The following is a 10978-nucleotide window of genomic DNA, read 5'->3' as shown; positions in this document are numbered from 1 at the left end:
CGCTCCCATCGCGAAGCCCTTAAACATCTGGTCCTCGAAGGTGAAGCCGCCGGCCAGCGCGATATCGGGGATGAACTCCTTGCGCTTCGCCAGCGTCTCCAGGTACTCGCGCAGCAGCGAGTGCAGCTCGATGCCCGGGATGCCCCACTCGTTCATCATGCGCCAGGGGCTCATGCCGGTGCCCCCGCCCGCCGCGTCCACGGTGAGCAGGTCCAGCTCGGCCAGCGAGGCGTACTTCACCGCCCTCGCCAGGTCCACCGGCCGGTAGGCGCCGGTCTTCAGCGTGATGTGCTTGGCGCCCAGCTTGCGCAGCTGCTCCACCCGCTTCAGGAAGGCGTCTTCCGATGTCATGCCCACGCGGGAGTGGCGCTCGAACTCGTGGAAGGTGCCGCGCTTGAACGCGTCCACCACGATGGGATCCATGGGATCGGGCAGCACCACGTAGCCGCGGCGCTTCAGCTCCTGCGCCTTGTTCAGGTCGCGGATCTTCACTTCGCCGCCGATGTCCTTGGCTCCCTGACCCCACTTCAGCTCGACGCTCTTCACGCCCAGCCGGGTCAGAGCGAATTCCTGCACGCCCAGCATGGTGTCTTCCACGTTGGCCTGCAGGATGACTTCGCCGAAGCCGTCCATCTGCCACTCGCGGTAGCAGTCCACGCGCCACTTCAGCTCGGGACCGTCCACCAGCTTCCCGTTCTCGAAGCGCGACGCCATGTCCATGCCGGTGACGTTCTCGCCGATCGCCATGGGCACGCCGCTGATGGCCAGTCCGGCCGCGTACTCGGGCCAGCTGTTCTTGGCGACGTTGGTCGAGCCCATCGCCGCGCCCACGAACGGCAGCTTGCACTGGATGCCGTTTTTCTTGTCGCGGCCGATCGTGACCTCGAGGTTCACGTTGGGGAACAGGGCTTTGTTGCTGTCGGCTTCCACGCCCCAGGCGCCGGTTGCGCGCCCGAGGATGGTGAAATGCGACAGGTCCACCGGGTAATCCTTCTGCGAAGCGGTCGTAATAATGCCGAACGGCTGCGGATAAATCATTTCCGTGCCGCGATAGGCGGACTTGCCGATTTCGCACATCCCGATGCACCCATCGACGCAGGTGGTGCACATTCCGCTAAACGGGCTGACCGAGTCCTCGGTGCGGTTCTTGGTCAGGGTGGCGGCGGAAGCGTTGAGGCGTGTGTAGGTCATTGTGAGCTCCTGAGTACTCTGTAAGAGCTGTCAGCTTTCGGCTGCCAGCTTTCTTCTTATCCCAGCTCTCCGACAGCTAAGAGCTAATGGCTTTCTTGATCTTCACGTCACTGCGCAGCGGACCTGAAATCTCGCACGCATGGCACGGTTCCAGGAAGCACATCGCGTCGTCGTAGCTTTGGAAGCACACCGGCGCGAAATTCAGGCATCCGCTGCAGAGCGCGGTGGTGGCCGTCGAGGCCTGGCACCGCAGCTCGCAAACCGGGCAAACGTAAATGCAAGCGCCGCACTGGCGGCACTTATCGCTGGTGATGTCGAAAGGCCGGGACACGCGGCGATGGTGCCCGCGTCCTGCGAACCCAATCGCGCCGGCCATCATCTGCTGCTCGCAGATGCGCACGCAGAGGCCGCACTGGATGCAGTTCTCGTGGTGCGCGTCGTAGCGCACCTGGCGCACGCCGTACTCGCTCGCCAGATCCTGGATAGTCTTGGACTGCGGGCAGGTGGCGACATACAGCTCCAGCAGCAGCTTGCGGGCGCGCTGCACGGAGGCGGAGTTGGTGCGGATGTCCATGCCGTCCTGGGCGGGAAGAGTGCAGGCGCTCAACAGGCGGGTGCGGCCGTTGGCAGCCATGCTCACCTCCACGGTGCACAGCCGGCAAGCGCCGATGTCGCGCAATCCGTCGTCGTGGCAGAGCGTGGGAATGGGAAGACCCAGGAAGCGGATGGCCTCCAGCACGGTGGTGCCGGGCTCCACTTCGACGTTGATGCCGTTCACCTTGAGTCGAATCATTTCCTCACCGTTTCATTCAGCTCACCAAGACTGCTTTCGGTACACAGACTTCCATGCAGGCGCCGCACTTGGTGCATTTGGCCGGGTCGATCTTGTGGGGCATGTCTTTTTCGCCGAGGATGGCCTGCCCGGCGCATACCTTCACGCACGCGCCACATCCGTCACAGATGGTCGGGCTGATCTCGTACACGATCAGTTTCTTGCAGACCTTGGCGGGGCAGACTTCGTCGCGGATGTGCGCCAGGTACTCATTGCGGAAGTAGCGCAGCGTGGTCAGCACCGGGTTGGCGGCGGTCTGACCGAGCCCGCAGAGGGAGGTCTCCTTCATCAGCCAACCAAGGTCGGCGAGCGTCTCGAGATCCTCTTCTTTGCCGCTGCCTTCGCAGATGCGGGTCAGGATCGCCTTCATCTCCTGGGTGCCCTGGCGGCAGGGGAAGCACTGGCCGCAGGACTCTTCTTCCAGGAATTCCATGAAATAGCGGGCGACGTCCACCATGCAGGTGGAATCGTCCATCACCACCATGCCGCCGGAACCCATCATCGAGCCGGCCTTGGTCAGTTGCTCGTAATCGATCGGCAGATCCACCAGGTCGGCGGGGATGCAGCCGCCCGACGGGCCGCCGATCTGCACCGCCTTCAGCGAGCGGCCGTTGGGAATGCCGCCGCCGATGTCGTAAATCATCTGGTGCAGCGTGATTCCCATGGGCACTTCCACTAGGCCGGTGTTGTTGATCTTGCCGACCAGCGAGAACACCATCGTGCCCTTGCTTTTTTCCGTGCCGATGGCGGAGTACCACTCGGCGCCGCGGTTCACGATGTGTCCGACCGAGGCCCAGGTCTTCACGTTGTTGATGACCGTGGGCTTGCCGAACAGGCCTTTCTCGACCGGATAAGGTGGGCGCGGGTGAGGCTCCCCGACGCGTCCTTCAATCGACGCAATCAGCGCAGTTTCCTCGCCGCACACGAATGCGCCCGCGCCCTGCACCAGGTGGATCCGGAAATTCAGCCCGGTGCCCAAAATGTTGTCGCCCAGCAGGCCCAGTTCTTCCGCTTGCTGGAGCGCGAACTGAAGATGCTTCACCGCCAGCGGATACTCGGCGCGCACATAAACGAAGCCCTTTTTCGCACCGAGCGCGAACGCCCCGATGATCATGCCTTCGATTACGCTATGCGGATTGCCTTCCAGCAGCGAGCGGTCCATGAACGCGCCGGGATCGCCTTCATCAGCGTTACAGATGATGTAACGTTCGATCTCTCCGGTTCCGTTGGGCTTGCCGTTCTTGCGGCAGAGGCTCCACTTCACGCCGGTGGGGAAGCCGGCGCCGCCGCGTCCGCGAAGGCCGGACTTGGTCACGGTTTCGACCACCTGGTCGGCAGTCATGCCGCCCAAGACTTTGGCCAACGCCGCGTAGCCGCCGACGCGCAGGTAATCGTGAATCTGCTTGGGATCGATGCGGCCGTTGTTGGCGAACAGCACGCGCGTCTGGCGCGCGTAGAAGGGAACTTCCTCTTCCGTCCGGCACTTCTTGCCGCTGACCGGATCCCGGTAAAGAAGTTTTTCGACGGGCTTGTGGCCATTACAGACGCTGGCCACGATTTCAGCGGCGCTGGCGGCAGTCACCTTGTTGTAAAAAGTGCCTTCGGGCCAGACCAGCATCACCGGGCCGCGCTCGCAGAAGCCGTGGCAGCCCGTGCTCTTCACGTCGATCTGCTCCTGCATGCCCGCCTTCTCGACCGCTTTGCGCAATGCGGTGAGCAGGTCTTCGGCTCCTGCGGCGCTGCATCCGCTGCCCGCGCACACGCTGAGGCAGGGACGTTGCGCGTCCTGATTGTTGTCGGCCACGCATGCGGCTCGCAGTTGCTCCAGTTGCTCGATTGAATTCAGCCTTGGCATGTCATGTCCTCGCAACTACTGCGGTGCAGCCTCTTGCTTGGCGACAGGCTTGCTGTAGTACTTCTTCAGCATGCCTTTGACCTTCGCCTGGGTCATGGCGGGATGCGTGTTGTCGTTGACGCGCACCACCGGCGCCAACCCGCAGCAGCCAACACAGCGCACCGTCCGTACTGTGAACTCCATGTCGGCGGTGGTGCCCGGCGCGGGCAGCTTCAGGTCGGTCAGCAAGCGGTCCAGCACCTTGGGCGCGCCGCGCACATGGCAGGCGGTCCCCAGGCATACCTGCACCAGGTTGCGTCCGACCGGCTCCAGGCTGAAGCAGTTGTAGAAGGTCGCAACGTGATAGACCTCGGGCACCGGGATATCGAGCTTCGCGGCGACTTGACGCAGCATGGCCTGGGGCAAATATCTGTATTTGTCTTGGATTTCCTGAAGAATGGGAATCAGGCTGGAACGCGTTTGGTCAAAATGGGCCAGGATTTCCGGGATGACTTCAGTCTCCGATGTCATAGATCTGTCTCGCTACACCAGCACTGCCCTCGGCGGCTAAAGCCGCAATGCTAAAGACCGTTTTGCGGCATTGCTGAAGCCGCGCACTTTCAAACACGGTCGGTTTCACTCCTTGGGACTGCGACGCCACAGGAAATGCGTGCAGTTCCAGACGTCAACGTGTTGCTGAAACTCGCCATGGGCAGCTTCGGGCTCGGCCTCGTTCTCGTCAGCAGCGATGAAATTGTCCATGTAGCTGGCGAGCTTTCGGCCGAGGTCCTTCTCGCTCAGCCGTTCCAGCATCTCCTTGTGAGGTAGCTCCCCTCGGCCTTCGCAGAGCGGGCACTTCAGCAGGTGGTACAAATCGCCTTTCGGCTGATCGGTCATTGCATCCCTCGCGGTTCACGCCGCTTGGCCAACATGTGATTACAGCGCCTTGCGAGCGCATCGGCAGTGAGGCGCATCACTTGTTTCGGTGATTACGGCAATCGTATTTTTCGATAGCAGGTGATGCACGTCACGTTGGCGGGTGACATCGGATTGCAAGGCCCGGCTTGGGCCTGTCGCATCCGGCGGGCACTTAGGAGATGGCTTCTAGTAATGTGGCTATGAGGCCAGCTTCGCGCATATGCGTCCAGTGCTCGGAATCGTTATCACTCTTGCCACCGCGGCGGCACTCGTCATCGAGTTCCTGCGCTGCCGGCACTTCGCATTCCCGCTCCGAGGATGGATTGGACTGGCGTTGCTGGCCCTGGCCGAGGCGCTGATGTTCCGCCACGTCTGGCCGGTGGACGTGTACTTCACCCCGATTGCGTGGACGTCGTACCTGCTGATCGCCGATGCCATGGTGCAGGTGACACGCGGGACCTCGCGCATGACGGACTCACTGCCCGGTTTCCTGCTCTGCGCCGCGCTGTCCATTCCGCTCTGGACAATCTTTGAGGCCTACAACCTGCGCCTGGCGAACTGGACCTACGTCGGCGTTCCCGTCAGTTGGGCAGGCGCGCTCCTGGGTTACGGATGGTCGTTTGCGACCATCACGCCGGGGATACTGGAGACCGCTGATCTGATCGAGGCGTTCGGCTGGTTTCGAACGACGCGCCGGCCACTAAGATTTTCCCAACGCGCCGAGCGCTTCATGATGTTCTTCGGCGCAGCTTGCCTGCTGCTGCCGCTCATCCTTCCGCAGCGCATCGCAGCTTACTTATTCGCGCTGGTGTGGGTAGGATTCATTTTTCTACTCGAGCCCTTAAACCGGCTCATGGGACTGCCGTCGCTGTTGGGCGACCTGAGGCAGGGCCGTCGCGGTCGGCTGTACTCGTTATTGCTCTCCGGCTGGGTGTGCGGATGGCTGTGGGAGTTCTGGAATAACTGGGCGGCGGCAAAATGGCACTACATCTTTCCTATCGCCCAACCGTGGAAGATTTTCGAAATGCCGGCGCCAGGATTTCTCGGCTTCCTGCCCTTTGCGCTGGAGTGCTTCGTGATGTATGTCGCCGCGACGGCGCTGCTGGGTGTTAGATCGCAGGCTGGCTTACGATCTCGCGAACTCCCGTGCCACGAACTGGAAACTAAGACCTAAGAGCCATGGGCCTTTCCCGCGGCGAAACTTGTCCCCGAAAAATAGCTCATCGGCGTGTCCTTTGACGTCCGCAGTCCCGGCCGCATCTCGAACAGCGCAGGAATGCAGTTCACGGTAATGGCCGCCGTGGCCAAGTCTCCGTGCGTTCCGCCGGGCACGGTAAGGGTCAGATCCGGCGTACCCTTGATGCTTACCATATCCACCGAATCCGGCGCGCCCAGGTACATTTCGAGTTTCAGGTCAACGTTGATCTTGCCGGCAGAGGAAATGCCGTGTCCCACTTGCCGCACCCCGACTACCTTGCCCGCGGGCACGTCGAAGTAGTCGGTCTTTACTTGTTGCTTGGCGACCACCGGCTCGATGACTTCCTCAATCTTCGCCACCTCGAGACCCAATCCGTCGGCGACCATGCCGACCGACTCCGGCAGCCCGTGGTGCTTGATTACGCCCGCTTTTACCTGCGCGTAAAATTCATCGACGGTGAGCCCGGAGCCGATCTTCGCCTGCAGCGGCTGGCGTCGCTTGCTGGCGTTGACCACGCGGTGCCCGCTGGCGTGCGTGACGTTCTGGCACGCGGTGGCGAGCGTGAGGATCAGCTTATCGAGCACAAATCCCGGATTCACGCCGGTGCCGAGCAGGACCACGTTATGCGTGCGCGCGAGGTCGTCGAGTTGCCGGCTCAGCTCGGGGTGCTTGCGGAAGGGGTAAGACAGCTCCTCGCAGGTGGAGACCACGTGCAGGCCCGCGTTGAGACAGTCGGTAAGCTGGCCGGCGACAGACTTCAAGTGCGAGAGCGTGGTGTGCACGACGACATCGGCGCCGGAGCCCAGGACGGAATGCACGTCGGAGCTGATTTTTACGCCAATCTGGCGATTGGTGCCGGCAACTATGCCCAGATCCTGCCCGACCTTTTTCGGATCGACATCAATGGCCCCCACGATCTGGATGGCGGGCTTGGCCAGCATCAAGCGGACCATGCCGGCGCCGATTGGCCCGACTCCATACTGGATCACGCGAATCTTTCCCATGAGTGCGACTCCTCCGGATATGAATGGCCGCAGCTGTCATCAAAAGCGCTTGCGGCGATAAAAACTGTTCATGGTACAGCATTCACAGCAGAGCAGCGGTGATTTCACGCATGCCAGGCGCGCCAATCGAAGCCAGGTATCCCGAACAGAGACTTAGTAATAATTTTCTGAACAATCCTTCGGCCGCACCGTCTTCATTCATGAGAGCGGGCATGAGCTGGGCAGGGCAGGTCACGTTGGACGAAGTCGGCAGCGTCGCAGCGGCGGTCGTGGACGTGGAGCAGATCGTTCACCATCACGCGCGCTTCGTCTTCGGCGTAGCGTATTCGGTCCTGCGCAATCGTGAAGACGCGGAAGATGCGGCGCAGGAGACGTTTTTGCGCTTGTCGCGGCAAAGAAACCTTGCCGAGATACGCGATGTCCGGCTGTGGCTGGCGCGGGTCGCGTGGCGGGTGGCTGTGGACCGCGTCCGCCAACATCGCGAGCACGCAACCGACGCTGCGCCGGAGATATTGAACACCATTGCCGATCCCGCGCCGGGCGCGGAGCAGGTGGCAGTTGAGAGGCAGATGAAGGAAATGCTCGACTTCATGATCGAGCGCCTCCCGCGTGACCTGCGTGAGGTGGTGCTGCTGACCACGGTGCAGGAGATGTCGTCGGCGGACATAGGCCAGGTATTGGGAATTCCCGAGGGAACGGTGCGCCAGCGGCTGTTCCGCGCGCGTCAAGTCTTGCGCGAAAAGATGCTGGCTGCCATCCACCCCAGCCCGCGCTGATGGGTGGCAACGATCAGGGGTTGGAACAGGCAGCGCGGTCTGAGGATCCCGAGGAGAAGAAATCAATGAACCGGGAGGAACGGGAGCGTACGGTGGATCGGCTTCTGAACGAAGCCCTTTCGCCTCAGGATGTGGAACCGCGTGCCGGGCTGGAGCAGCGCATTCTGGCCAACCTGCGGGCACAACCAGGGCCGAGGCACTGGTGGCGGTGGATGCCTCTGTGGGGAGCGGCAGCGATCGCTGCGGTAGTGCTGCTGGCGATCGCGCTGCAGCCAACGCGTCCGGCGCAGACCGGACAAGCACCGGTTGTGGTGGAACAGAAGCCGGGTCCGGCGACACATGAAAATCAAGCGCCTACCGAGCGCCGGGTGGTTGCGTCTCGTCGGAGGCCGAGGCGAGGCACGACGGCGGTTGAAACCGCGATTGCAAAACCTACGGCACCCGAGCCACGCCAGCCGGTATTTGCGCCGGCCCAGCTGACGGAAGCGGAACGCGCACTGGTGGCTATGCTGCGCAGTAATCCGGATGAGGCAAAGGTGGTTGCAGAGCGGCAAGCGCAAACACGGCAAGAGAGCGTGGAGTACATCGAGCAGTCATTCAAGGTTCAGTGATTTGATTTCAAGAAGATTCACCAGGAGGAAGTCATGCGGAAGATGATGGCGTGCGCGGTCATGGCAGTCGTGATGCTGGGAGTGGCAGCGGCTCGCGCGCAGGAAAAGGAAGATGCGAAGAAGCCGGCGGCAACGGAATCGAAGCCCCTGCATTTCTACCGGCTCGATTTCACGTTTCGAGAATTGCAGGACAAAAAAACGGTGAATGCCAGGAACTACACGATGTTGCTGGCCGACAACGGGGTCATGTCCATCCTGAAGAGCGGCGCGCGCATTCCCGTGCCCAGCGGAAACATTCCAGGACCATTTCAGTACATCGATGTCGGCGTGAACCTGCGTTGCCGCGTCCGCAACGAAGAACCGACTCCGTTGCTGGTTGCAACCATCGAGTTCTCCAGTCCGGCATTGCCCGAGCAAGGTTCCACGGCGACCCAGATGGCCAGAGAGCAACCGGTGCTGCGCCAGGCCAACGCCGATGTTTACGCTCCCATCGTGAGTGGCAAAGGATTAGTGATTGCTACCATGGACGATCCCAGCCTGCCGCGCCGCTTTGAAATTGAAGTGACGCCCACGCAGCTGAAGTAGGCACGAAACCGCGCTTCAGTGAGAAGTCAGAAGTCGGGTGGAGGATGAAGAATGGCAGACGATCCCTGAACATTCCTCTTTCTTACTTAATTGCTGAGTGTGCGGTCAGGCTTTTACGGCGACTGCTTTAGCGATCGGCTCCAGGCGCGCTGTGAAATGTCGCAGGAAAGGCGCTTCGTAGCCCAACTTCAAGCCGCCGATCTGCTCGCGCCGACGCCACACTTCCAGGATGACCTCCACCACATAGTCGATGTGGCTCTGGGTATAGACACGCCGCGGGATCGCTAACCGCACCAAGTCCATTTTGGCGGCGGCGCCGAACATGAGCGTCCCAATCTCCACGGAGCGGATACCGCCTTCCAGATAAAGCTCGGCCGCCAACGCGACGCCGGGAAACTGTTCGGCCGGCACCTGCGGCAGGAAGGCGCGTGCATCCAGGTAAATCGCGTGACCGCCGGGAGGCTGCACGATCGGCACCCCGTGAGAAGCGATGTGATCTCCCAGGTATGCCGTCGAGCTGATGCGGTACCGCAGGTAGTCTTCGTGCAGCGCCTCCTGCAGTCCGACCGCGACCGCTTCCAGGTCTCGACCGGCCAAGCCGCCGTAGGTTGGATATCCTTCGGTCAGGATGAGCAGGTCTTTTTCCTGCTGGGCGAGCTGGTCGTTGTTGGTGCAAAGGAAGCCGCCGATATTCGCCATGCCGTCCTTCTTTGCCGACATAGTGCAACCGTCGCCGTAGCGGAACATCTGCTGCGCAATTTCCTTAGGAGACTTTCCCGCGAATCCCTCCTCGCGCAGTTTGATGAAGTATGAATTTTCCGCGAACCGGCAGGCGTCGAAATAAAGCGGGATTCCGTGCTTCCGGCAGACGTTGCTTACCCGGCGGACATTTTCCATGGATACCGGCTGGCCGCCGCCGGAATTGTTGGTCACTGTCAGCATGACCAGCGGAACGCGCTCGCGTCCGACGCGAGCGATCAGCCCTTCCAGCGCCTCCACATCCATGTTGCCTTTGAAGGGATATTGCAGCGCCGGGAGGCAGCCTTCGCGGACGGGCAGATCGACCGCTTCGGCGCCGGCGTACTCGACATTGGCGCGCGTAGTGTCGAAATGGGTATTGTTCGGTACCACGTCGCCTTTCTTGCACATTACGTGGAAGAGAATGCGCTCGGCGGCGCGGCCCTGGTGCGTGGGGATGACGTGCTTGTATCCGACGATGCTCTGCACCGAGGTGCGGAAGCGCGTGAAGCTGCGGCTGCCCGCGTAACTCTCGTCGCCTTCCATGATGGCGGCCCACTGGTAGGTGGACATGGCGCCGGTGCCCGAGTCGGTGAGCAGGTCGATCAATACATCGTCAGCCGATAGAAGGAAGAGGTTGTAGTGCGCGTCGCGCAACAGTTGCTCGCGTTGCGCGCGCGTGGTCCAGCGGATCGGCTCCACGCTCTTGATGCGGAACGGCTCGATGATGGTTCTTACCAACGGAGACTCCACGGCCGGAACGACGGCGTCCCTGATAGGGTGTCGCAGAACTGCGCCGCAGCGCAGTGACGGGCATCACCGCCGCGGATTTGAGGCGGGCTGGGCGGGGGCCTGGAGCTGGGCGGCACTCGCCGGAGCGGCATGGGCGGCGGAAGCTGCGGGCGCGGGTGCCGGGATGGCGGTGCGCGCGTGCGCAGCGCTCTTGTGGAGCTTCAACCGGAGTTGCGCGAGCTGGGCGGGAGCGGGCACGCGCAGCGTCTGTCCGACATAAATGCGGTTCGGATTGCTGACATCGGGATTGGCGTGCCACAACGCCGTCCAGAGGCGGCCGTCGCCGAACAGGTCCTCGGCGATGCGCCACAGCGAGTCGCCACGCTCCACCACCACCACGCTGGGATCGGGTTCCTGGGTGCGGCGGATCTGCGTACGTGAATGCGCGCGGTGCGGCAGGCGGGTGGCCTGCGGCTTGGGAAGAACCACACGCGCCTTCACCGCGACAGGCACGCTGCGCTGCTCGACGAGCTTGACGGGCTCACGCGGCGTGACCGGG

The 10978-nt window shown here is 62.1% G+C and carries 12 protein-coding genes; 4 read left to right on the top strand and 8 right to left on the bottom strand.

Going from position 1 to position 10978, the window contains the following annotated elements:
- The 5 genes from VFI82_00135 to VFI82_00115 all read right to left on the bottom strand — a co-directional run.
- On the bottom strand, positions 1 to 1191 hold a 1191-nt coding region (locus VFI82_00135; protein HET7183060.1), incomplete at its 3' end, for a glutamate synthase-related protein.
- Between the two features lie 76 nt (positions 1192 to 1267).
- Positions 1268 to 1984: a 2Fe-2S iron-sulfur cluster-binding protein gene (locus VFI82_00130; protein ID HET7183059.1), complete on the bottom strand. Its 717-nt coding sequence runs from the start codon at positions 1982 to 1984 to the stop codon at positions 1268 to 1270.
- 16 nt (positions 1985 to 2000) lie between these two features.
- A complete protein-coding gene (locus tag VFI82_00125) occupies positions 2001 to 3878 on the bottom strand; it encodes an NADH-quinone oxidoreductase subunit NuoF (protein ID HET7183058.1) in 1878 nt (625 codons plus the stop codon).
- Positions 3879 to 3893: 15 nt separating this feature from the next.
- Positions 3894 to 4388, bottom strand: a complete 495-nt coding sequence (locus VFI82_00120; GenBank protein ID HET7183057.1) for an NAD(P)H-dependent oxidoreductase subunit E — start codon at positions 4386 to 4388, stop codon at positions 3894 to 3896.
- Positions 4389 to 4493: 105 nt separating this feature from the next.
- Positions 4494 to 4754, bottom strand: a complete 261-nt coding sequence (locus VFI82_00115) for a hypothetical protein (GenBank protein HET7183056.1) — start codon at positions 4752 to 4754, stop codon at positions 4494 to 4496.
- 241 nt (positions 4755 to 4995) lie between these two features.
- Between VFI82_00115 and VFI82_00110 the strand changes: the two genes are divergently transcribed.
- Complete coding sequence (locus VFI82_00110; GenBank protein HET7183055.1) at positions 4996 to 5949, top strand: hypothetical protein; 954 nt, start codon at positions 4996 to 4998, stop codon at positions 5947 to 5949.
- Here VFI82_00110 and VFI82_00105 read toward each other — a convergent pair.
- On the bottom strand, positions 5946 to 6977 hold the full coding sequence (locus VFI82_00105) for a hypothetical protein (protein HET7183054.1): 1032 nt from the start codon (positions 6975 to 6977) through the stop codon (positions 5946 to 5948). The genes VFI82_00110 and VFI82_00105 overlap by 4 nt on opposite strands.
- A gap of 212 nt (positions 6978 to 7189) precedes the next feature.
- On the opposite strand from VFI82_00105, the gene VFI82_00100 reads away from it, so the two are divergent.
- The 3 genes from VFI82_00100 to VFI82_00090 all read left to right on the top strand — a co-directional run bounded on the left by VFI82_00100 (position 7190) and on the right by VFI82_00090 (position 8949).
- On the top strand, positions 7190 to 7753 hold the full coding sequence (locus VFI82_00100; protein ID HET7183053.1) for an RNA polymerase sigma factor: 564 nt from the start codon (positions 7190 to 7192) through the stop codon (positions 7751 to 7753).
- A 65-nt stretch (positions 7754 to 7818) separates the two neighbouring features.
- A complete protein-coding gene (locus VFI82_00095; protein HET7183052.1) occupies positions 7819 to 8364 on the top strand; it encodes a hypothetical protein in 546 nt (181 codons plus the stop codon).
- A gap of 33 nt (positions 8365 to 8397) precedes the next feature.
- Entirely contained in the window at positions 8398 to 8949 is a 552-nt protein-coding gene (locus VFI82_00090) for a hypothetical protein (protein HET7183051.1), read from the top strand.
- A gap of 105 nt (positions 8950 to 9054) precedes the next feature.
- Here VFI82_00090 and VFI82_00085 read toward each other — a convergent pair whose 3' ends face one another.
- Positions 9055 to 10428: a tryptophanase gene (locus VFI82_00085; GenBank protein ID HET7183050.1), complete on the bottom strand. Its 1374-nt coding sequence runs from the start codon at positions 10426 to 10428 to the stop codon at positions 9055 to 9057.
- A gap of 75 nt (positions 10429 to 10503) precedes the next feature.
- Positions 10504 to 10978 (bottom strand): LysM peptidoglycan-binding domain-containing protein (locus tag VFI82_00080; GenBank protein HET7183049.1); only part of this gene is annotated, 475 nt, incomplete at its 5' end.

This window comes from Terriglobales bacterium (genome assembly GCA_035691485.1).
Taxonomy (GTDB): Bacteria; Acidobacteriota; Terriglobia; order Terriglobales; family Acidobacteriaceae; genus JAIQGF01.
The sequence above is the reverse complement of the archived record's forward strand: the minus strand, read 5'-3'. Positions and strand labels throughout refer to the sequence as shown.

Bases quoted from the DNA above. Each gene is read 5' to 3' on its own strand.
- VFI82_00115 (HET7183056.1), bottom strand. From the start codon at position 4,754: ATGACCGATCAGCCGAAAGGCGATTTGTACCACCTGCTGAAGTGCCCG.
- VFI82_00095 (HET7183052.1), top strand. From the start codon at position 7,819: ATGAACCGGGAGGAACGGGAGCGTACGGTGGATCGGCTTCTGAACGAA.
- VFI82_00105 (HET7183054.1), bottom strand. From the start codon at position 6,977: ATGGGAAAGATTCGCGTGATCCAGTATGGAGTCGGGCCAATCGGCGCC.
- VFI82_00090 (HET7183051.1), top strand. From the start codon at position 8,398: ATGCGGAAGATGATGGCGTGCGCGGTCATGGCAGTCGTGATGCTGGGA.
- VFI82_00130 (HET7183059.1), bottom strand. From the start codon at position 1,984: ATGATTCGACTCAAGGTGAACGGCATCAACGTCGAAGTGGAGCCCGGC.
- VFI82_00120 (HET7183057.1), bottom strand. From the start codon at position 4,388: ATGACATCGGAGACTGAAGTCATCCCGGAAATCCTGGCCCATTTTGAC.
- VFI82_00125 (HET7183058.1), bottom strand. From the start codon at position 3,878: ATGCCAAGGCTGAATTCAATCGAGCAACTGGAGCAACTGCGAGCCGCA.
- VFI82_00110 (HET7183055.1), top strand. From the start codon at position 4,996: ATGCGTCCAGTGCTCGGAATCGTTATCACTCTTGCCACCGCGGCGGCA.
- VFI82_00100 (HET7183053.1), top strand. From the start codon at position 7,190: ATGAGCTGGGCAGGGCAGGTCACGTTGGACGAAGTCGGCAGCGTCGCA.